Annotated in this window: 20 protein-coding genes and 1 pseudogene; 13 read left to right on the top strand and 8 right to left on the bottom strand. The window is 62.2% G+C overall.

Annotation, left to right across the window (positions count from 1 at the left end; translation table 11 throughout):
- The first annotated feature begins 19 nt into the window (after positions 1-19).
- The 5 genes from JQ624_RS24980 to JQ624_RS24960 all read left to right on the top strand — a co-directional run bounded on the left by JQ624_RS24980 (position 20) and on the right by JQ624_RS24960 (position 4456).
- Complete coding sequence (locus JQ624_RS24980; protein ID WP_212421566.1) at positions 20-586, top strand: cytochrome b; 567 nt, start codon at positions 20-22, stop codon at positions 584-586.
- Positions 587-1300: 714 nt separating this feature from the next.
- Positions 1301-1645, top strand: a complete 345-nt coding sequence (locus tag JQ624_RS24975; RefSeq protein ID WP_212421565.1) for a hypothetical protein — start codon at positions 1301-1303, stop codon at positions 1643-1645.
- 351 nt (positions 1646-1996) lie between these two features.
- Entirely contained in the window at positions 1997-2317 is a 321-nt protein-coding gene (locus tag JQ624_RS24970) for a septal ring lytic transglycosylase RlpA family protein (protein ID WP_212421564.1), read from the top strand.
- Between the two features lie 857 nt (positions 2318-3174).
- Positions 3175-3849 (top strand): DUF2270 domain-containing protein, encoded by a 675-nt coding sequence (locus tag JQ624_RS24965; protein WP_212421563.1) that lies wholly within the window; start codon positions 3175-3177, stop codon positions 3847-3849.
- A 382-nt stretch (positions 3850-4231) separates the two neighbouring features.
- Positions 4232-4456, top strand: coding sequence for a hypothetical protein (locus tag JQ624_RS24960; RefSeq protein ID WP_212421562.1), 225 nt, complete (start codon positions 4232-4234; stop codon positions 4454-4456).
- A gap of 674 nt (positions 4457-5130) precedes the next feature.
- Here JQ624_RS24960 and JQ624_RS24955 read toward each other — a convergent pair.
- The 5 genes and pseudogenes from JQ624_RS24955 to JQ624_RS24935 form a co-directional block, all read right to left on the bottom strand.
- Positions 5131-5418, bottom strand: a complete 288-nt coding sequence (locus tag JQ624_RS24955) for a DUF3303 domain-containing protein (protein WP_212421561.1) — start codon at positions 5416-5418, stop codon at positions 5131-5133.
- Positions 5419-5449: 31 nt separating this feature from the next.
- The gene (locus JQ624_RS24950; RefSeq protein ID WP_409334370.1) at positions 5450-5968 is read right to left on the bottom strand and encodes a DUF3455 domain-containing protein; all 519 of its coding nucleotides are present in this window, start codon (positions 5966-5968) and stop codon (positions 5450-5452) included.
- A gap of 92 nt (positions 5969-6060) precedes the next feature.
- Positions 6061-6535 (bottom strand): annotated as a pseudogene (locus tag JQ624_RS24945) (DUF3455 domain-containing protein).
- 219 nt (positions 6536-6754) lie between these two features.
- A complete protein-coding gene (locus JQ624_RS24940; RefSeq protein ID WP_212421560.1) occupies positions 6755-7966 on the bottom strand; it encodes an NADP-dependent isocitrate dehydrogenase in 1212 nt (403 codons plus the stop codon).
- Between the two features lie 143 nt (positions 7967-8109).
- Positions 8110-9837: a S9 family peptidase gene (locus tag JQ624_RS24935; RefSeq protein ID WP_212421559.1), complete on the bottom strand. Its 1728-nt coding sequence runs from the start codon at positions 9835-9837 to the stop codon at positions 8110-8112.
- A 314-nt stretch (positions 9838-10151) separates the two neighbouring features.
- Between JQ624_RS24935 and JQ624_RS24930 the strand changes: the two genes are divergently transcribed.
- From JQ624_RS24930 to JQ624_RS24920, 3 genes are all read left to right on the top strand, one after another.
- Positions 10152-11357, top strand: coding sequence for a TrmJ/YjtD family RNA methyltransferase (locus JQ624_RS24930; RefSeq protein WP_212421558.1), 1206 nt, complete (start codon positions 10152-10154; stop codon positions 11355-11357).
- Between the two features lie 221 nt (positions 11358-11578).
- Positions 11579-12211, top strand: a complete 633-nt coding sequence (locus JQ624_RS24925) for a DUF1326 domain-containing protein (protein ID WP_212421557.1) — start codon at positions 11579-11581, stop codon at positions 12209-12211.
- 48 nt (positions 12212-12259) lie between these two features.
- Entirely contained in the window at positions 12260-13054 is a 795-nt protein-coding gene (locus JQ624_RS24920; RefSeq protein ID WP_212421556.1) for a DUF2182 domain-containing protein, read from the top strand.
- Between the two features lie 6 nt (positions 13055-13060).
- Here the strand turns inward: JQ624_RS24920 and JQ624_RS24915 are convergent, their stop codons facing one another.
- Positions 13061-13720: a TetR/AcrR family transcriptional regulator gene (locus JQ624_RS24915; RefSeq protein WP_212421555.1), complete on the bottom strand. Its 660-nt coding sequence runs from the start codon at positions 13718-13720 to the stop codon at positions 13061-13063.
- Positions 13721-13950: 230 nt separating this feature from the next.
- On the opposite strand from JQ624_RS24915, the gene JQ624_RS24910 reads away from it, so the two are divergent.
- The 4 genes from JQ624_RS24910 (at position 13951) to JQ624_RS24895 (ending at position 17363) form a co-directional block, all read left to right on the top strand.
- A complete protein-coding gene (locus JQ624_RS24910) occupies positions 13951-14493 on the top strand; it encodes an OsmC family protein (RefSeq protein WP_212421554.1) in 543 nt (180 codons plus the stop codon).
- Between the two features lie 32 nt (positions 14494-14525).
- Positions 14526-15650, top strand: coding sequence for an acyl-CoA dehydrogenase family protein (locus JQ624_RS24905; RefSeq protein ID WP_212421553.1), 1125 nt, complete (start codon positions 14526-14528; stop codon positions 15648-15650).
- Positions 15651-15702: 52 nt separating this feature from the next.
- Positions 15703-16581: a sulfurtransferase gene (locus JQ624_RS24900; RefSeq protein ID WP_212421552.1), complete on the top strand. Its 879-nt coding sequence runs from the start codon at positions 15703-15705 to the stop codon at positions 16579-16581.
- 164 nt (positions 16582-16745) lie between these two features.
- Positions 16746-17363 carry a hypothetical protein gene (locus tag JQ624_RS24895; RefSeq protein WP_212421551.1) on the top strand — a complete coding sequence of 206 codons (618 nt, stop codon included), beginning with the start codon at positions 16746-16748 and terminating at the stop codon, positions 17361-17363.
- A gap of 340 nt (positions 17364-17703) precedes the next feature.
- On the opposite strand, the gene JQ624_RS24890 is transcribed toward JQ624_RS24895, so the two are convergent.
- The gene (locus JQ624_RS24890; RefSeq protein WP_212421550.1) at positions 17704-18105 is read right to left on the bottom strand and encodes a hypothetical protein; all 402 of its coding nucleotides are present in this window, start codon (positions 18103-18105) and stop codon (positions 17704-17706) included.
- 160 nt (positions 18106-18265) lie between these two features.
- Positions 18266-20188: a sigma 54-interacting transcriptional regulator gene (locus JQ624_RS24885; protein ID WP_212421659.1), complete on the bottom strand. Its 1923-nt coding sequence runs from the start codon at positions 20186-20188 to the stop codon at positions 18266-18268.
- 169 nt (positions 20189-20357) lie between these two features.
- Between JQ624_RS24885 and JQ624_RS24880 the strand changes: the two genes are divergently transcribed.
- Positions 20358-21743, top strand: coding sequence for a CmpA/NrtA family ABC transporter substrate-binding protein (locus tag JQ624_RS24880; RefSeq protein ID WP_212421549.1), 1386 nt, complete (start codon positions 20358-20360; stop codon positions 21741-21743).
- The last annotated feature ends 151 nt before the right edge of the window (positions 21744-21894 follow it).

The raw sequence follows: 21894 nt of genomic DNA, 5'->3' as shown, positions 1-21894 counted from the left end.
TTCAAAAGAGGGTTCTGATATGCGGTTATTTAATTCAGCCAAGGACTACGGCGCTATTCCGCAGGCGTTGCATTGGTTGACGGTCTTCCTCGTTGCTCTTGCCTGGGCGCTTGGGACTTTCGACAATGTGCTGCCCAAGGGTTGGCCACATGATTCAGGTCTGTTCGTTCATATTTCCGCAGGGATAGCGATCCTCGCGCTTCTTGTGGCGCGCATCGCCTGGCGGTTAGTCGACCCGGTTCCGCTGCCGGAAGCGACTGAATTTGGCGCATGGATGGGAAAGTGGCTGGATCCTGCCGCCCAGATCGCGCACTACGGCCTTTATGTTTTGCTGGTAGCGGTTCCTGTCGTTGGCATTGTGCTTCAGTTTGCGCGTGGCGATGCCCTGCCGCTTTTTGGGCTGGCCGAGATTCCATCGCCATGGCTCAAGGATCGTGCCTTCGCCCATAGCGTAAAGGAGGTGCACGAAGTTCTGGCCCATGCGCTCGTGATCCTCGCGACCATGCACGCAGCCGCGGCGCTGATCCATCACTGGATATTTCGAGACCGCACGCTCGTTCGTATGCTGCCTCGTTCCGACAAATAATGCGGACGGCATACCGCCTCGCTTTGCAGGACACGTTCATGATTGGCGTTGTAGAACAGTCGCCGGGTGCGCTTGTCGGCTTAAGCCAACGTCAACTTCGGCTACGACGCAGACGATTGGCTGATAACCGCAGGCGGTTCATCGCAAGGGACTGGGAAGAGAGTAACTTACAGAGACTTCGTGACGTTTGGCGGTTGGCTTGTCGTGGTCGCGATCGTCGGCGACACTGAGACGGCAAGGCCAGCATTGTGGTCGGCGTCATGAGCGATATCGCGAGCTGGTGCGCAAGGGCTCCGGGGCGCTCGGTGGCAAGGGCGGCGGCGGCCGGCCCGACATGGTGCAGGCCGGCTGGCCTAATGGGGCCAAGGCTAATGCGGCGCTGTCGGCATCGAGCAGGCGATGGCCGGCGCCTAGGCGCAAACAAGCCGGCGCGTGGGCTCATACACTGCGCGATTGCGAGCGCTGTCGCCGCAATTGCAATGACTACGATATCATCTTAGCGCCTACAGGTGAGAACGGCAGAAAGGCTGACGCCACCTTCATTCGTCACGCTGCGGCCTAATTCGTGGTGACGCTGTAGAGAAGCCACGTTGATCGAACCCTCGATGGTGCCGCGGACCCTGCGGGCAGCATTGGTAGCGCCATTCCGGTAGACAACCCGATCGCTGGACTTACGCGACAGCCGACTTTGGCGTTCGGGCGAGAGGTGCCAAGATGACCTGGTGGATGATAAAGCCATCTCTATTTGCGTCGATCGTTTTTGGCGCTTCGATCTGCGTGGCGTCCGCGCAGGACGCCAAGGTTTCAGTCGACATGGTCGGAGCAGGGGGCATGAGTTGCGCTCACTGGCGGTCTACCGAAGAGCATCTGTTGGAGGGGACGGTCTGGATTCACGGTTTCTGGACGGGACTTAACTACGTTGCCGCGGCGAGCGGCCAAACACAGCCGAGAATCAGTGTGTCTTCGATCATTGCGGAAGTCGAAAAGACATGCGCCCGCAAAGCATCGCAGACCTTGGCCAGCGCCGCATGGACGACGTATCTTGGGGCCAAGCGGTAGGGCCCGATTGTCCGGACGTATCTTCTGGTCAAGTGCGTTAGGAATATCTCGCGGGTATTCGCGGCTTCAGCGATTGTCTTGAATGGTGAGCTGCCCAACGTCATTGCAGGTCCGTTCAAAGAGCGGCAAGGAAGAACTTGAAGGCGCCGCGACCTGTCGGGCCTCAGGCAGGGGCATCTCCCAATCGATCGAACCATGGTCCCGCACCGGCTGATACGGCCGTTGTCCTGCACTCAGACGATCCTGTTGCGCGTAATGCTGTGCCGCATTCGTCATTCTTACGCGCTCTTACTGGAACTTTGAGGCCGCGAAAAAGTTGGCCGATTGAGCCTCGATCTTGGAAGGGTGAGGATGATCCGCCCGATATGCGCCTTGGCGCTTGCCTGTCTATCTGCACCGGCATTCGCCGAAACCTGTATTGCTTCTCGCTATGGCTACAGTGGCGGCCGAACCGCATCGGGCGAGCGGATGAATCCAAATGCGATGACTGCGGCACATCGCGCCAGACCATTCGGCTCTCATGTCACAGTCACCTCACATTCCACCGGGCGAAGCGTCACGGTTCGGATAAATGATCGTGGTCCGTTCGTGAAGGGACGGTGCATAGACCTATCCACTGGGGCCGCTCGTGCGCTTGGCGTGGCGGGGACTGCGATGGTCTCCCTCCGCTGAGGTAGATGAGCACGAGTGGGAAGCTGCGCCGTGAGGGGCTCAAGCCGCGCCGTTCGGCGGCGCTGACGGCAGCGGCCCGCGGCTGGCACATGCCCACGAACAGATCGTGCGCGGATGAACAGCCCGCGCGCTTGAGTGAACAGCTTGCAAAAATGCAGCGCGATGCCGCGCGCCCACCTTCGGCCGTACCTACCGCAGCCAACACTCTTGGCTCGGACCGCACCGCAAGACACCGCGCCGACAGCTACCGCAGCGCTTCCCGATCACACGCAGTTGTTGCAAACGATGGCGCGTGATCTGGCGAATCTGGAGCGAAGCCTCGAACAGCTCAAAGCGACCCAGCAGCAAATAGCCAGCGACAATTCAAGAGCCATGGGGGAGCTCAAGGCGAGCCAGGAAGAGATAAAACGCGTGCTCGCGAGAGTTTCCGAGCAGAACCCGCCCAGACGTCACCGCCTCCGGCGCAGCCGGCTCCGACCTTACGCGAGCCCGAGCGGACGCCGCAGGCAAGAGCGCGGCCGCGATTCCCAAGGGAGTGGATATACGATGACTGGTAGCCGCTGATGCGGTGATCATCGAAGTCTCGTCCTGCAACAACGCCTTGATCCGAGACAGAACGCCGCGCCCTGTCGGGTTGCGCGATGTCGTCGTTTGTAACCACAAGGCGCGACCCAATGCGGATGCCGGGTCGGGATAGTGCGGTGCACCGTTCCATTGCTCGATCTGCTGCTGGCAATTCGGCCTCAGGGCGAGCATAGTTGCGCCGTCACAATTCCGGATAGGTTCATCGGCGTTGATGATGTGGACTCTCCCGGTCAACGCCGGTGATGCGCGGTTCGGACAACCGGAGTCCCGCCATGTCTGTTACGGCTTCCAGCGAAACACACCGCCAACACACCTTCAATTCTGCTGAAATGGGCGCCATCGCTCATCTGTACCGGGGCGAAGTCTACCGTTCGACGATCTGGAGAACGCGGCTCGACAACACGACCAACTGGGCGATCGTCACAATGGGCATCGCCCTGTCGACGACCTTTTCGAGCCCGGAGGCTTCACCCCTGCCACTTCTCCTCGTCGGCCTGCTCATTGCCGTGTTTCTCGGCATGGAGGCGCGACGTTATCGCTACTTCAATGTCTGGCGCGCCCGAGCTCGGTGGATGGAGACGAATTTCTACGCGCCAATATTGACCGGTGAAGACCGCGACGATAGCTGGCAGGTGATACTCGGGCGCGACTACACGGCGCCCCGCCACCACATTTCGTTTATCCGCGCAGCGGGGCGGCGGCTGCGTCGCAACTACGTCTGGATTCTCGCTATCCAGGTGATTGCCTATTACGGCAAGATAGCGATCCATCCGACGCCGGCGTCAACCCTGGCGGAATTTGTCGATCGCGCCGCAGTCGGACCGATTCCCGGCTGGGTCGTTCTGATGGTTGGCTTTGCCTACAATTTCGGCTGGCTGGCGTTCGCGCTCGGCACGATGTGGCTCGACCAACGCGAGCACGGCGGCGACAAGGTCGCGATGGGTTAGCGGTGGCAGCTTTGAGCATGGGTGACTCGGGCGGCACGAGCAACCGCGCATAGGGCTTGGCGCGGAACCGCGGCGCGCAGCAGGCGTTGCTGTCGCAGCCGCACCAAACGAGATGAAGTGTCCTTGTGCACGGCACTATGTGCAGATGCATCGTTTGTTGGGGGGCGACAGCGCCCTCGCGTCAACAACCAAGCGCATTGGGGCGGGCTATCGAAATAAACGATCTCTGAACTGCCCGTTCCGGCCGCGTTCATATCAACCCGTTAAGGTCTCCACCCAGGAACTGAAAGCTCGTGAACCATAGACGTAGTTCCCAGGCGCGCAACCGATTCCACGCCGCTCAGTGATCTACGCAGGGACACATTCAAAGTGGAGGAGACATATGAAGAAGTTTCTTATTTCGGCTGCGGTCGCAGCAATCATGACCGGCGCTGCCTACGCTCAGACGGAGTTTTATGTAGTGCAAGATACTTCCACGAAGAAATGCACCATCGTGGACAAGAAACCGACCACCACCACCACTGTCGTTGTTGGCGACGGCAAGGTGTTCAAGTCACGCACCGCAGCTGAAACCGGGATGAAGACCATGAAGGTCTGCGCGAACTAAGGGGGCGGTGGCGAGAAGCGATGACGCCTGCTTCGTCCGCTCCCATCGAAAAGTGAGGGGTCGCCGAAGCGGCCTCTCTATTAACCGGCAATGGCAACTGGAGGACCAGAGAATGTCGAAAGCAATGAGCAAATATGCGTTCGGCGCCGCAGCGGCAACTGCGCTTTTCATATTTCCGATCTCCGCCTTCTCCCAATCCATTGAGATTGGACCGGGAGGCGTCCGAGTGGAGGGTCGAGGAGGGCAATGCGAGCAATTGCGGCGTGCCTGTGAAAACAAGGACGCGCTAGGGGAGCGGGGCGAAGGAAATTGCCGCAGATACCGCGAGACCTGCCAAAGACCAGTTCGCAGGGATGTGTGCGCCGAACTGAGACAAGCTTGCCTCAACAAGGACCAGTTGGGCGAACGAGGCGAAGGAAACTGCCGCAGGTATCGCGAGACTTGTCGAGGTCGCTTGTAAAGAATCGCTAGTTTGCGTTGCAGAGTGGTGCGGTATCGTCCCGGACCGCCCCGCACAAAAGTGCGAAGCGCGTCTTCGCGCTAGGTGTCCGAGCCATGATGGAGAAAGCATTCATCCTTTGCGCGCCGGAACACGTAATCGGCGGAGTACACGTTGCGATAATGAAGCTGATCGGGTGCGTCACCGAGATCTAGTCAGTGACCGGAACGGGCAGCTATTTCTTGTCCAGGAACGGCGCGACGACTTCGCGGGTTTCCTTGCTCGGCACGACGGGAACGATCTCGAAGGTCATGCCGAGGTCGCGGTTATTGGCCAGCACCCATTGCTGCAGCAGCCGCAGATCGTCGCATTCCATGAGCTGGAAGCAGCGGTCGAAATTGGGCTCGATCCAGCTCCCGACATAGGTCAGGCCATCAGGGAATGTGATGCCGGGATCGCGAACGCGCTTGTAGACCGGAATCGGGTCCTGGTTCTTGAAGCGCTCGATCACCATGAACAGCATCGGCCCCTCCAGATGGCGCTGTCGCGCGATGTCAGCTCTTGCGCAGAAACACGTAATCCGCCGAGTAGGGCGCGTTGCGATAGCTGCCGGGCTTTTCGCACTCGCCCTCGAGTTTTCCGCCCGCCGTATTGATCCGCTGCACCGTCGTGACGCCGGAGAGGATGCCGGTGCCGCGCCCCGACGTCACGGTCAGCTTCAGCCAGGGAATATCGTTCGCCGTAGCACCAGGCGCGTTGCCGACGGCCTTGCCGACGACCGCGCTGGAGTCGATGTGCTCCCAGTTCGGCCCCGCATAGTGCCGGCCGACGGTTTTGCCGTCGAGCAGCAAGGTTGCGATCGGCTCGCGGAATGCCCAGGCCGGTTTTCCGTCGCTGCCGGCCCTGCATTCGTAGACCTGCGCGCCCTCGGCGTGGAGCGTAAGCACGATCGTTTCGCCGGGCGCTGCGATGGCGTCGGGAAGGGGTGTCTGGGCGGAGGCGCTCAAAACTGACGCCGACGACAAAAGCAGAGCGAGTGCGGCATTCCGGACGATCGGCATCATAAAATCCATGGTGTTGGCCCCGAAAAGACCAACACCATTATCAGCCAATTATGCCATCGCCTTGACGAGGTTGTCCGAAACCTCCGGATGGCAGCGTCGTATCAGCCCTTGCGTAGGAACACGTAATCGGCCGAGTAGGGGACGCTTTCATAGGTGCCTGCCTTGTAGCAGGCGCCATTGAGCTTTCCACCCATCGTGTTGATCCGTTGCACGGTCGTCGCCGGACTGAGAACGCCGCTGCCGCGGCGGGAAGTCACTCCGAGCTTCAGCCAGGGAATGTCCATTGCGACCTGCCCTGGGGCCGTGCCGACGACCTGGCCGACCACCGCGCTGCCGTCGCTGTACTCCCAGTTCGGCCCGGCATAATGCCGGCCGACCGTCTTGCCGTCCGAAAAAAGCGTCGCGATCGGCTCGCGAAACGCCCAGGCGAGTGCGCCGTCCGCGTTGGTCTTGCATTCGTAGACCTTGCGCGCCTTCGGCATGCAGCGTGAGCATTGCGGTTTCACCCGGAGCTGCGATGGCCTCGGGAAGTGCTGTCTGGGCGGTTGCGTTGACGAGCGATCCGGTGAGAAAGATGGCAGTGAGTACGGCGTTCTTAGGGAACGACACGGTAGTGCTCCGTCGTTGGTTTTCTATCACTGCGAGCCAACGGGCGGCGCGAATGCGCCGACGACAGGCTCCGAGCAATCCATCGTGCCCCAAGCTGAGACATGGATTGCTCGTCGCGCTGCCCCCTTGCGCAAACGCTTCGCGTTTGTCGCAGGCAATGATGTGGAGGGAGATGTGAAGGGCGGCTTACGCCATCGCCTTGGCGAGGTTGTCCGAGACCTTGTCGAGGAAGCCGGTGGTGGACAGCCAACGCTGGTCGGCGCCGACCAAAAGCGCGAGGTCCTTGGTCATGTAGCCGTCCTCGACGGTCTGCACACAGACCTTTTCCAGCGTGTCGGCGAACTTCGCCAGTTCCGGGTTGTTGTCGAGCTTGGCGCGGTGGGCGAGGCCCCGGGTCCAGGCGAAGATCGACGCGATCGAATTGGTCGAGGTCTCCTTGCCCTTCTGGTGCTCGCGGTAGTGCCGGGTCACCGTGCCGTGGGCGGCTTCGGCTTCGACGGTCTTGCCGTCGGGCGTCAGCAGCACCGAGGTCATCAGGCCGAGCGAGCCGTAACCCTGCGCAACCGTATCCGACTGCACGTCGCCGTCGTAGTTCTTGCAGGCCCAGACGTAGCCGCCGGACCATTTCAGCGCGGAAGCGACCATGTCGTCGATCAGGCGGTGTTCGTAGGTCAGCCGCTTGGCCTCGAATTCCTTCTTGAATTCGCGGTCGTAGATGTCCTGGAAGATGTCCTTGAAGCGGCCGTCATAGACTTTCAGGATGGTGTTCTTGGTCGAGAGATAGACCGGATAGCCGCGCAGCAGGCCGTAGTTCAGCGAGGCGCGGGCGAAGTCGATGATGGAATCGTCGAGATTGTACATTCCCATCGCGACGCCGGCGGTCGGCGCCTTGAACACTTCCCGCTCGATCACGGTGCCGTCCTCGCCGACGAATTTCATCGTCAGCGTGCCCTTGCCGGGGAACTTGAAATCGGTGGCGCGGTACTGGTCGCCATAGGCGTGGCGGCCGATGATGATCGGCTTGGTCCAGCCGGGGACGAGGCGCGGCACGTTCTTGCAGATGATCGGCTCGCGGAAGATCACGCCGCCGAGGATGTTGCGGATGGTGCCGTTCGGCGACTTCCACATCTCCTTCAGGCCGAATTCCTTCACCCGGGCCTCGTCGGGGGTGATGGTGGCGCATTTGACGCCGACGCCGACCTTCTTGATGGCGTTGGCGGCGTCGATCGTGACCTGGTCGTTGGTCTGGTCGCGGTATTCCATTCCGAGGTCAAAATACAAAAGCTCGACATCCAGGAACGGGGTGATCAGCTTGTCCTTGATGTACTGCCAGATGATCCGGGTCATCTCGTCGCCATCGAGTTCGACGACGGGGTTGGTCACCTTGATTTTTGCCATGACGGAGGGGGCCTTTTCTCGGAAAACCGCGCGTTCGGGCGGGGTGGAGTGATTATACGGGGCCTATAGCACCGCAAACCGGCCGGCGAAAGCCAAGCCGTTATGCACTTTCAGCCCATCCTTTGGGTAAGAACGCCTTAAGGTTAGAACGCCGCCTGGGTCGCCGTCCCCGCCACCACGTACCAGGTCACGAACAGGCCGCAGATCAGGGCGCCCGGCAGGCTGGAGCCGGTCCGCCGCCAGGTGAAGGTCGCGATCACGGCGCAGATGGCCAGGAGTGGCACGAACTGGATGGCGACGATGGTCGAGAGCGGCACGAAGCCCGGATCGGGCAACGGGTTGAACAGTTTTCCAGTCAACCAGAGCGTGCCGTATTGTCCAGCCACGAGCACGATGAAGCCCAGCGTCAGCGCGAAGATGTTGGTCAGGTAGAGCGCCCCGCGGGGCGCGGCCATGGTCGAGAAATTGCGGTGCAGGACATGCAGCGCGATCACGAAAAACGCCGTGAACGGCACGAGATAGATCAGGAAGATCAAAAACTGCTTCGCGCTCATCAGCTTCAGCGCGACGATCCAGAAGCGGAAGTCGATCTTGAAGGCGAGGTCGGCGAGCCATAGCGCGGCATAGCCGATCGCGATGGCGGCGACGGCGATCACCACCGACTGCAGGACAATGCCCGACCTGCTGGCCCGTTTGGGCGCGAACCGCATCAAAGCGAGTGTGATCAGGCCGTTGATGACGGCCCAGACCAGGATCTGGTTGGTGATGCCCTGCGGCAGGAAGGCGGACGGCTTTACGAACGTACCGCCCAGCGCGAACGCCGGATAATAGGTCAGCGCCGGGATGAAGGCGGACAGGATGAACGCCATGGTCCAGCGCCGGCCGCTGGCGGCGGTGTGCTCCGGCATGGTGCCGTCGGCGATTTCGGGCAGCCGCAGCCGGGAATACATCGGCGCTTCCAGCAGCGCATCGAAGGCACCGATCAGCAGCGCCACGAAGCCGATCAGCGCGATCAATGTGCCGATCTCCTTGCGGAACCAGATCTGGTCGTCAACCGGGCGGGGCGTGCCGCCCTGCAGGGTTTTGGCGAACCAGTCGAGGCTGTAGCCGATCGCCTCGTGGGAGATGTGCTCGGCCGGATGGGTGATGGCGGGGGTGTAGAGCACCCGTGCCGTGCCTTGCGCGATGTCGCCATAGACCTTGCCCGGTTCCACCGGGCCTTGCGTGCCGAACACTGCCCACAGTTTCGGGCTCTGGGTGACGTCGCGGGCCTTGTCGACGCCCCACATCAGGGTCGAGAACTCTTCGTATTGGGCAAACACCAGCGCTACGTTGCGCGGCCAGCTTGGGGTACCCTCAGCGGCGAACGGCTTGCCGGTCGAGGAGCCCTCCAGCACCATCGACTTGTAGTCGTTGGGGCTAGCGGTGGCCGCCGCCAGCACGGTCCAGCCGCCCATCGAGTGCCCCTCCAGCCCGATATTGTTCTTGTCGACGAATTCGAGGCTGCGCAGGTAGGCGAGCCCATCGGGGCCGCCGAATCCGCCTGCGAAGGCGGGCGGGTCGCTATAGCCGTGGCCGGTCTGGTCGAGGGCGAGCACGACATAGCCGCGGCGGGCGAATTCGATGGCAAAGCCGTCCTGGGTCTCGCGCGAATTGATATAGCCGTGGACCGCGAGGATGCCGGGGGCCGGGATCTGCGGGGTGGCATTCGCAGGGATATAGAGCAGGGCGCTCATGGTGTTGCCCTGGGCGCCCTTGAACCTGACATCCTCGATCCGGATGCCGCCCCCGGTCTGGGTGAAATGGGCGAGCAGGCCGCCCGCCAGGATCAGAACCACGCCCGCAATAGCCAACGACCACCTGCCGCGCATGGACGCCTCCCCCTTGATTCCCTCGCCGCTGAACCGGCTTTCGGGCTGGTTTGCAGCTTCGCTTTGTTTGTGATTGTTAGCCTATCCGAAAGTCTAACGCGCGCAAGCGGCGGTGCGGGATCAAGCTTCTTTGAGGCTTTGAGCGAGCGTTCGGAGAGGTTACTAAGCCGCGCAGCAGGCTTGCGAATTCCACCCGCCATCCGAAAACGGGCGATGCTTGCGATCTTGAATCATCCGCGCGCCTGGCGCGGCCTGTTCAAAATCTTCAGAGGTCGAATCAACTTCAGAAGTTGAATCAGAAAGTGAACTTACGAATGTCCGGTTCGGGCACCGATAAAACCAAGTCTGGTTTGGACTTAGCCGGACCCGTTGTGATCCTCGTCGAGCCGCAGCTCGGCGAGAATATCGGCATGGCCGCGCGCGCGATGGGTAATTTCGCGCTGTCGCGTCTGCGGATCGTCAATCCGCGGGACGGCTGGCCCAACATCGCGGCGCAGCGGGCGGCGGCCGGCGCCGACCAGATTCTGGAGCAGGCCCAGTTGTTCGACACCGTCGAACAGGCGGTCGCCGACTTGACCTTGCTGTTTGCCACCACGGCCCGCGCCCATGACCAGGCCAAGCCGGTGGTCGCTCCGATGGAAGCGGCGGCCGAGATCGTGGCCCATGTAGGAATCGGCGGCGGGGCCGGCATCCTCTTTGGCCGCGAGCGCTATGGCCTCCAGAACGAAGAGGTCGCGCTCGCCAACCGGATCATCACCTTTCCGGTCAATCCGGGTTTTGCCTCGCTGAACCTGGCGCAGGCGGTGCTGTTGATCGGCTATGAATGGTTCAAGCTGTCGACCGGCGGCGCCTTGCCGTTCGCGATGCCCGAGCGTTCCGAGCCGGCTTCGCAGCACCAGATGCAGGCCTTCTTCGACAACCTGGTCCGGGAGCTCGACAAGGTCGAATTCCTCCGCCCGCGCGAGAAGCGCGAGACCATGCTGGTGAACCTGCGCAACATTTTTACGCGGATGGACCCGACCAAGCAGGACATGCACACCCTGCACGGCGTGGTGATGGCGATCGCCGAAGGCCGCAAGGGGCCGGCCAAGGGCGGCGTGCTGGACGGTGAGCAGGCGACGCGGCTGCGGGCGCTATTGGCCGAGCACGGGCAGGGCCCGGCGGTGCCCGGCGACAGTTCTACCGTGCGCGGGCTGGCCCGGCTGCTGCGGCGGAACCCGACCGACGCCGAGCGGATCCTGTGGCAGGCGCTGACCCGCGACCGCCGCTTCGCCGGGCAGTTCAAGCGCCAGACCCCGGTGGGGCGCCATATTCCGGATTTCGTTTCGTTCGTGCACCGGCTGGCGATCGAACTGGTCAATGCGAACGAATCCGAGGCCATCGTCGCCGACCGCGCCGGGCGGACGGCGTGGCTGGAGGCACGCGATTACCGCGTGATCGAGATGCGGGTTGGCGATATCGAGCGCGATCTGGCGATGGAACTGGGACGGCTCGAGGCGCGCCTGAGCGAGCGCGGCTAGCATCGAGCAGGCGGGCATATTGTCGCGAGGTGGGCCGTTGGCGATCACTGTCCCCGCGCGCACAAACGGCGTAAGCTTGGCCCCGCTAGGACAGCACGTCGCAAGACGCCAATTGCCATGGTGCTTTGACCGCGACCCGTCCGCATCGACCGCGCAGTTGACGCCGGCAAGCGGTGCCAAGCGGCTGCAGTCCAACCGACAACGCAACGCGGAGGTCTGTCATGGCTAGATCCGACTGGCGTCTCGAAGGCGAATGGATCAAGAACTGCACCTGCGCATTTGGCTGTCCGTGCGATTTCAATGCCCTGCCGACCCAAGGCTATTGCAAGGGCACGGTCGGCATGCGGATCACCAAGGGACATTTCGAGAAGACCAAACTCGATGGCCTGGTTTTCGCGGCGACCGTTCATTTCCCCGGGGCCCTGCACGAGGGCAACGGTCAGCTGCAGCCGATCATCGACGAGCGCGCCACGCCGGAACAACGCGAAGCGCTGTTCAACATCATGTCGGGCAAGTTCTCCGCCGAAGGCACGCTATTCCAGATCCTCAGCCTGATCGTGACCAAGATGCACGAACCGTTGTTTGTGCCTATCGAGTTCTCGTTCGACAAGAATGGGCGCGTTGCGCGGATGGTGGCCAAGGGCGTGCTCGAGACCGAGGTCGAGCCGATCAAGAATCCGGTGACAGGCGCGCCGCACCGCATCCAGGTCGTGATGCCCGAAGGATTCGAGCACCGGGCTGCCGAGGTTGCCTCGGCCAACATCCGCTCCACCGGCGCCATTAAATTCGAAACCAAAGGCACGCACAGCTCGCTGGCGAACGTCGTCCAGACGCCGGAGGGTGTCGCGGCCTAGCGCTGGAGATCCAACTCTCGACGTGCCGTTTCGGTAGCGGGTGAGTGCATGATGAGGACCTCGGCGCTCGAGCAGACCCTGCGGCACGATCGCCTGATCGTGGCCATCGGAATAGCCACAGTGGTTGCGTTCTCCTGGGGCTATCTGCTTGCCGGCGCCGGCATCGACATGAGCATGGCCGACATGCCGATGGATCCCGAGCCGTGGTCGCCGGCCCAGGCATTGCTGATGTTCGCGATGTGGTGGGTGATGATGATCGCGATGATGGTGCCCAGCGCAGCCCCCATGATCCTGCTGTTTGCTGCGATCAAGCGCAAGCAGACGGCAGACAGCCCCATCCTCGCAAGCTGGGTTTTTCTCGCCGGCTATCTCGTAATCTGGGCAGGTTTCAGCCTGGTCGCGGTCTCGGTGCAGTGGGCACTTGAACAGTCCGGGCTGCTGTCCGGCATGATGGCGAGCACCAGCAATTTGCTCGCCGGGATCATCCTGCTTGCCGCCGGGCTCTATCAGCTCACGCCGATCAAGCGCGCCTGCCTGCGGTACTGCCAGAGCCCGGTGTTGTTTCTCTCGCAATACTGGCAGCCGGACGCCATGGGCGCGCTGCGCATGGGTTTTCGGCACGGCGCTTACTGTGTCGGCTGCTGCTGGTTCCTGATGGCGCTTCTGTTCGTTGCCGGCGTCATGAACCTCGCCTGGGTCGCGGCGGTCGCGATCTATGTCGCCTTCGAGAAGCTGCTGGCCCGCAGCCTGTGGCTCAGCCGCGCCGCAGGCGTTGGCTTGATCGTATCCGGCGGGCTTGTCCTCGCGCGCGGCCTCATCGCCACGGCTTCCGCGTCTTTGTAGCTCGCCTCAGACGGCGGCAAGCTCTGCAGGATTGCCGGTCCGCTTCGGCTTCTTTGCTCTCGAAGGCCCGAACAGATTGCCGGCGGCGAGGCCAGCGGTATCGGCAACGCCGGGATCGCGCGACACCATGGCGGCGACGATGGCGCCGTCGATCAACAGCGCGAGTTGATGCGCCAGCACTTGCGGCTCGGCAGCGCCCATTTCACCGGCGAGCTTTTCGATATGCGCCAGCACCACTTTCTTGTGGCGCAGCGCGATGTTGCGGAACTGCTTGGCGTCCTTGTCGTGCTCGGCGACCGCGTTGATGAACGGGCAGCCGTAGAAACGTTCCTCGGCGAACCAGCGCTTCAGCGCCGGGAAGATGCGCTTGAGTTTTGCCTGGGCGTCGCCGCCGCCATGTTCCATCGCGCCGATGAACCATTCGCGCCACGCCTTGCCTTCGCTCTCCAGCACGGCGTTGACGAGGTTGGTCTTGGAGCCGAACAATTTGTAGAGCGTGGTCTTTGCGGTACCGGCCTCGTCGATGATGGCGTCGATGCCGGTGGCGTTGATGCCATTCTTGCAAAACAGATGCGTCGCCGCGCTGAGCAGGCGCCCGCGCGCGGATTCTTCATCGCCTGCGGCGAACGCCGCGACAGCTTTCCTCTTGGAAACTGATTTGCCCATGCGCCTCAGTAAATCGGAGCGCGGCGCAATCATCAAGTCGCATCTTTGTCTGCCCAAATTAATCGCGTCGAGGCGGCAACTGCATCGGCTTTGTGCAAAGCGCCGCTGATCAATCCGCGGGCAGGCGCCGCTAAGCAGCTAGAGAAGTTCGGCTTTTGATTTTGGCCTGATCTGGCACGCTTCATGCAGGAAACAGAACGTTCGGTATCCTACCCCTAGGGAGAGAAATGATGACCGCGGTCGCTCAAAAAACAGTGCTTACAGGCTGCCTGGCCCCAATCGACAAAAATGGGCTCGAGCAGCTCATCGCCAATGGCAAGGCCAATCCGAAGGTCATCAAGACCTTGAAGTGCAAGACGGTGGCGGAAGGCAAGTTCCGCCACGCCAACTACATCCGCAACCTCGCGCCCTACATCGTCGACGAACCGCCGGGCCTGCTCGGCGACGACACTGCGCCCAATCCGTCGGAAGCTTCATTGGCCGCGCTCGGCTCGTGCCTTGCGGTCGGCCTGCACGCCAACGCCGTTCACCGCGGCTGGATCGTCAACAAGCTCGAGCTCGAACTCGAGGGCGATCTCAACATCACGGCGGTGTGGGGCACCGGCGACGTCAGCGAAAAGCCGGTCGGCTTCACCGATGTGCGCGTCAAGGTCGACATGGAATGCGAGGGTGTTCCGAAGAGCGAGATCGATGCGCTGGTGACCCACGTCAAGAAATGGTCGCCGGTCGCCAACACGTTTACCCGCCCGGTCAATCTCGAAGTCAGCGCTTAAGCGGTCGCAACAGCACTGGGGTGGAGGGTTTGATGGGTTCACTGGCGGTATCCCGGCTCGCAATTGACGAAGCTCTGCCATCGGCGTCAATCGCCGATCAGGTGGCAGTGATTGCGCGCAAAGAACTTGCACCTCAGGCGCTGGCGATTGACGAAGGCACGCTCTACCCCGATGCGCTGCTCCGGCGTCTTGGCGAAGCCGGCGCCTGGGGCAGCCACCAGCCGGTGGATGGCGCAGCCGATCTGCGCTGCGCCATTCAGTCGATCGCATCCCTCGGCGAGGTCTGCGGCGCCACCGCCTTCATGGCGTGGTGCCAGAACACGCTGGTCTGGTACGCCGCCAATTCGGGCAATCCAGAACTCGTCGCCAAATTCGCCGACAAGTTCGCCAGCGGTGAGATTCTCGGCGGCACCGGGCTGTCCAACCCGATGAAGAGTTTTTTCGGCATCGAGAAGCTGAAACTGAAAGGGCGCAAGGTCGAGGGCGGCTATGTCGTGCGCGGCGCGCTGCCCTGGGTGTCGAACCTCGGCCCCGATCATTTCTTCGGCACCATCTTCGAGCGCGAGGACGCGCCCGGCGGCATCGTGATGTTCCTCGCCGATTGCGCCAACCCCGCGATCACGCTGCAGCCGTGCAAGCCGTTCCTCGCGATGGACGGCACCGGCACCTACGGCGTGCAGTTCCGCGATGTCTTCGTGCCGGATGAATTGATCCTGGCCGAGCCCGCCGGACCGTTCGTCAAGAAAATCCGCGCCGGCTTCATCCTGTTGCAGGCCGGCATGGCGCTGGGCCTGATCAAGGATTGCATCCAGATCATGGACGAGGTCGAGGCGCCGCTCGGCCACGTCAACCGCTATCTGCCGCAGCAGCCGCTGCAGTTTCGCGAGCTCCATGCCGAATTCGAGAAGGAGACGATGGCGCTCGCGCGCGATCCCTACAACGCCGAAGACGGCTACTGGCGGCGCGTGATTGCGCTTCGGCTGCGTGCCGGCGACGCCAGCGTCGCGGCTGCGCATGCCGCGATGCTCCATTGCGGCGCGCGCGGTTATCTCAAAAGCCATCGCGCGCAGCGCAGGCTTCGCGAAGCCTATTTCGTCGCCATCGTCACCCCCGCCACCAAGCAGCTTCGCAAGATGCTGGCCGGCGACGAGCACTAAGGGATTTCCGTTTCGACCCCAACCCGCAACCACACAACAGGAGAGGCCTGCCATGACGGACGTTCTGATTACTGCCGGCGAACTCGCGGAATTCCTCAAGAAAGAGCCGTGTGTCATCATCGACACCCGCAATCCCGAAGCCTACGGCGCGGGGCATCTCCCCGGCGCCGTCAATGTCCACGAAATCTTCACTTACCTCGCGACCTCGACGCCGGAAGGCATGCAGGAGCTGAAGACAAAATTCGCCGATGCGTTTGGCGCTGCCGGGCTTTCGGGCAAAGAGACCGCGGTCATCTACGAACAGTCGATGAATTCCGGCTTCGGCCAATCCTGCCGCGGCTACTACCTGCTCACCATGCTGGGCTATCCCAAGGTCAAGGTGCTGCATGGCGGTTACGATGCCTGGGCGGCGGCTGGCCTGCCGGTGACCACGGACGTGCCGTCGCCGGTCAAGGCGTCCTTCACGGTTGTGCCGGAAGCCGGCGACATCCTGATCGACGCCAAGACCATGCTCGCCGCCGTCGGCAAGCCTGGTATCGCGCTGCTCGACGTGCGCGACATCGACGAGTGGATCGGCGAAAGCTCTTCGCCTTACGGCAAGGATTTCTGCCCGCGCAAGGGACGGATCCCCGGCGCCGTCTGGCTGGAATGGTACCGCATGATGAAGCCGACCGCGGAGGGACCGCGCTTCAAGTCCAAGAACGAGATCCTGGCGGAATGCGCGACCGTCGGCATCACAGAGAATACGCCGGTCTATCTCTACTGCTTCAAGGGCGCGCGCGCCTCGAACACGTTCCTGGCGCTGAAGAACGCCGGCGTGAAGGATGTCCGGATGTATTTCGGTTCCTGGAACGAATGGTCGCGCGATCCGTCGCTGCCGATCGAAGAGGGGCTGCCGACGGAGACCAAGCTCACCACCAAGGCGGCGTAACGACGAACCCGATGGTGCAGTCTGATTCCATAGGATCGGACTGCACCAAGGCGGCTGTGATCCTTGAAGCGATGGCGCGAACTGATGGAACCGCGCCATCGCGCCGCTCTGGCGTTCCCGATCTCCGCTGCGTATAATCGCGGCGCAGTCGGGTGGTCGCGCGGATGTCGGTGTTCTCACGCAGATTTGGTCTTGCAATGGTCGCGGCGACGCTGTGCCTGGGCGCGCCAGCGGCCCATGCGCAGGCCTCGCCGGTAAACTACTGGATCCCGGGCTGGCCGATGGGATTCAGCGGCGCTGCGGGCGAGAGCGCGGACAGCTACGGCAGCTTTCCGAGCTTCGACTTCCGCGACACCGGAAACGGGTCTTCCTACGCGCGCTACAATTTTTCGAACGGCTTTTTTGTCGGCAGCCAGCGCAACAGCATGGGCTTCAGCAGCCTCAGCCAGAGTGCGTTCGGCAGTTTGGGTTCGATTTATAGCGAAGGCGTGCAGTTCGGCTACAGCCTGAAGAATGGCGGCGGGCCGCCCGTCACGTTCTATGCCGGCTTCGATACGCTGAAATACAATACCGGCATCGGCGGCAGCCCGTTCGCGCCGTTCGACTCCAAGTCCGGCACGCTGCCGGTTTCCAGCGCGTATGCCGGCGTCGAATTCCAGCCGACGTCCAATCTCAGCCTGTCGCTCGGCGTCGGCGTCATCCAGCAAACTGGGCGGATCGACAGCGAGATCAATTCACTGCCCGGCGCCTCATCGTTCTCGGTGGGCGGCCGCCGCTACTAGGGCATGTACTCATAATCAAGTCAGGTCCGCTTTATCTTGGAAGGCGATTATCCAGCCAACATTGATGCATGTCGCCTCTGGCACAAATAGCAGATAATCCCCTTGGTCGTTCAAGAAGCGAAGAAGAATCTATTTTGAAAGCTTGCTACCATCCCGGAGATCATTGGCGCGTCTCATCTCTCGCGCAATGTCATCAAAAACCTGCGCCAGGGAGCGACCGTCGCTGGTTGTCATTGACTTTCGAACCTGTCGTCCGTGCCTTGCGATAGCGCCGCAAGCAAGTACGAGCGGAAGGAAAGAAACGATCAAACTTACATACCAAGGCACTCGTTAGTCATGCTCAAAACCCTCGACTATCTGGGCGCAAAGTCTCAGGATACTCACCTATCGAAACTTCCACGCTAATATCGCTGCCGCGAGTCTCCAAGTATTGATGCCCCGATACCGACGACGCGAGTACATCAACCATTTCAGCGAAATCCTCTGCCAAATCCGGCTGTAGCCTCCATTCCAGACCGTCACGCGCGAGGCGCATGCCTGTGTCACGTTGATCAGAGACGGCTCTGACGGCGATCATCCTGCCATCTACCGCCTCGCAGAACCTGTCGAGTGTCGGCGCATTCGGGGCCGCCCATGTGAGGCGCAGAAAATCCCGTAAGTCACGCATGCCCGTTGCATCTCCCCAAAGGAGAACAATGGCACCGCCTTTCCAGTCTGCAAAGTAAGCGGATCGCAGCGTCATAACCCAACCTATAAGCGAGGCGACGCTAAGACACAATTAACAGCTCAACTCAAATCGCTTCGACTGGCGCTGTCTCCCTGAGTCGCGCGTCTGCTATGGGTCAACAAGCCGCCGATGACGGTCAATCCGGGAAGCCGACGTCTATGAGTATACGTGCTGATTAACCAGCCAAGCTCCGCGTGTTCGTGATTCCCAGCGCCTTGATGCGCGAGGCCAGCGTGGTCGGCTTGATGTCGAGCATCTCGGCGGCGCCGCCGGGGCCGAACACCTTGCCGGAGCACGCCTCGAGCGCAGCTATAATGTTGGCGCGTTCGTGCGCGCGCATTTCAGATGCTGTCATGACTGCAGGGCGGCTATCTGCTTTCACGCGCGCCGAGCCGGGCGCGGGCTGCACGCCTGATACATCGGGCAGGTCGATGCGCAGCCGGCCGTTCTGCGCCAGGATCGCCGCGCGCTCGATCACGTTCTGCAGTTCGCGGACATTGCCGGGCCACTCGTAGCGCGAAAGTTTTCGCGCATCGCCCTCCGACAATCGCAACTCGGACTTCAGCGCCTTGCTCTCGCGCGTCAAAAAATGCTGCGCCAGCAGCGGAATGTCCTCGCGCCGCTCGCGCAGCGGTACCGACTCCACCGGAAACACGTTGAGCCGGAAATAGAGGTCTTCGCGAAAGCGGCCGCGCTGCACCTCCTGCTTGAGGTCGCGGTTGGTGGCAGCGATCAGGCGCACGTCGACGGCGCGGGTGCGCTCTTCGCCGACCCGTTCGAAATTGCCTTCCTGCAGCACGCGCAACAGCTTGCCTTGCAGCTCCAGCGGAATTTCGCCGACCTCGTCGAGAAACAGCGTGCCGCCGTCGGCAAGCTCGAACCGCCCGATGCGGTCGCGCATCGCGCCGGTGAAGGCGCCGCGGACGTGGCCGAAGAATTCGCTTTCAAAGAGTTCGCGCGGGATCGCGGCGCAATTGACGCGGATCAGTGGCCGGTCGCGGCGGCTGCTCGCCTCGTGAATGGCGCGTGCGATCAGTTCCTTGCCGGTGCCGGATTCGCCCGTGATCATGACGGCGGCCGACGTCGGCGCCACCAGCTTGACCTGGCGCAGCGTCTTCTGGATCGCCTCGCTCTGGCCGATGATGCCGCGCGGGTTGGTCTCGATCCGGATTTCTTCCTGAAGATAGGCGTTTTCCAGCTCCAGCCGCTCGCGCAGGCGGTCGACCTCGGCGAGCGCTGCGTGCAGCTTTTCGTCGGCCTCGCGGCGCTGGCTGACGTCGCGGAACACGATGACCGCGCCGACCACCACGCCGCGATCGCGGATGGGAGTGGAGGTATATTCGACCCAGACCGGCGTGCCATCCTTGCGCCAGAACACCTCGCCCTCGACCTGATGCACGGCGCCGTCGCGGAACGCCGCGTAGATCGGGCAGTCGTGGTCGGGATAGTGCCGCCCGTCATGATGGGTGTGATGAACGATCGGGTGGATTTCCTTGCCGACCAGTTCTTCCGCGCCCCAGCCCAGCATGCGCTCGGCGGCCGGATTGACGAAGGTGGTCTTGCCCTCGGCATTGACGCCGTAAATACCTTCGCCGGCGGCGCGCAGGATCAACTGGTTTTCGCGCTCGATATCCTGGAACACGCGCTCGACCCGCTGCCAGGTCGCGATCCCGCCGCGCATGTGGTCTTCGGCCGCCGCGTCGACATAGCGCCGGCGGCGCGCATCGAGGTCGCTCATGGTGAGCAGCACCAGCGAGCGGCCGTCACCCGGCACGAGGGAGCCGGCATATTCGAGCCTGAGGGTTTGTCCCGTAGCGTGACGCGGCGTCAGTGCATTGGTCCAGAACGCGCCCTTGTCGAGGACGGCCTGGGTGAACACGATCAGCGCCGGGAGTTGGCCGGCATGCAGCGCACTGACCTTGACTTGCCGCAGCAGCGCGCGGTCGTAGCCGAGCAGGGTGCAGGCTGCGGGATTGGCGTCGAGGATCAGATCGGCATGGGGGTCGAGCAGCAGTGTCGGCTCGATGGAGGACTCGAATGCGGCGGCACGGAGATCGATATCCTGTGGTCCAGCCGCAGCGCCGTGAGCAAGATCCATCACATCCGGACTCCGAGATTTCGTAATCGCACTACGAATTTTCGTTTATCACGAATTTTCGTAATCGCCAACGGAGTCACAAATCCCTGCGACATCAATGCAATCGCCGAAGAAGTGGGCTGGCATGTGCCTTGCTTAATTAGGGGGCAACGCCCGTGCAGGAGGTTTCATGTCTACCTTCGACAACCCATTCGATCCCGACCGCCGTCTTCGTGCCGGAGGCTGCAGTTGCGGCCAGCATGTCAGCGAAGCCGAACACGAACATGCCGCGCTGGCGCTGCGCTGCGAGCCTCAGCCTAGCGAGGACAAGCGCTACGAGGGTGTGGTCGCCTCCGCCGTGATGCGGGCGATGTTTCCGAAAGACGCGGCACGACGCGCGTTCCTGAAATCGGTCGGCGCTTCGACCGCGCTGGCCGCGATCTCGCAATTCTTTCCGCTTCAGACTGCGACCGAGGTTTTCGCGCAAGGTGGCGTGCCCGAGAAGAAGGACCTCAAGGTCGGCTTCATTCCGATCACCTGCGCCACCCCGATCATCATGGCCGCTCCGCTCGGCTTCTATTCCAAGCACGGCCTCAACGTCGAAGTGGTGAAGACCGCCGGCTGGGCTGTCATCCGCGACAAGACCATCAACAAGGAATACGACGCAGCCCACATGCTGGCGCCGATGCCGATCGCGATCTCGCTGGGGCTGGGCGCCAATGCGATTCCGTTTACGGTGCCGGCGATCGAGAACATCAACGGGCAGGGCATTACGCTCGCCATGAAGCACAAGGACAAGCGCAACCCGAAGGACTGGAAGGGCATGAAGTTCGCCATTCCGTTCGACTATTCGATGCACAATTATCTGCTGCGCTATTATCTGGCCGAACACGGCCTCGATTCCGATACCGACGTGCAGCTCCGCTCGGTGCCGCCGCCGGAGATGGTCGCCAATTTGCGCGCCGACAACATCGATGGCTTCCTCGCGCCCGACAATATCTGCCAGCGTGCGATCTATGACGGCGTCGGCTTCATGCACATCCTGTCCAAGGAGATCTGGGACGGTCATCCCTGCTGCAGCTTTGCCGCCAGCCGCGAATTCATCACCAACTCGCCGAACAGCTTTGCGGCGCTGACGCGGGCGATTGTGGACGCGACCGCCTATGCGTCGAAAGCCGAGAACCGCAAGCAGATCGCGGAGGCGATCGCGCCGGCCAATTACATCAACGCGCCGGTCACGGTGCTGGAGCAGGTGCTGACCGGCACCTATGCGGACGGCCTGGGCGGCGTGAAGACGGACGCCAGGCGCGTCGACTTCGATCCGTTCCCCTGGCAGTCCTTTGCGGTGTGGATGCTGACCCAGATGAAGCGCTGGGGCCAGATCAAGGGCGATGTCGACTACAAGGCGGTGGCGGAACAGGTTTATCTCGCGACCGATACGGCCAAGGTCATGAAGGAGATGGGGCTGACACCGCCAACGACGTCGTACAAGTCGTTCGCCGTGATGGGCAAGACGTTCGATCCCGCAAAGCCGGACGACTATCTCGCCAGCTTCAAGATCAGGAAGGCGTCGTGAGGGCAGGGGCGCAACGACATTTGCCGCTGTCGTCCCGGCGAACGCCGGGACCCATACTCCGCGGCGTTAGTAATGAAGTAAGGTCTCTGACGTCATGCCCAAAAGAGGAGACACGGCGTATGGGTCCCCGCGTTCGCGGGGACGACATGTT

The sequence above is a fragment of the Bradyrhizobium sp. AUGA SZCCT0283 genome (assembly GCF_018130385.1).
Classification (GTDB): Bacteria; Pseudomonadota; Alphaproteobacteria; order Rhizobiales; family Xanthobacteraceae; genus Bradyrhizobium.
The sequence above is the reverse complement of the archived record's forward strand: the minus strand, read 5'-3'. Positions and strand labels throughout refer to the sequence as shown.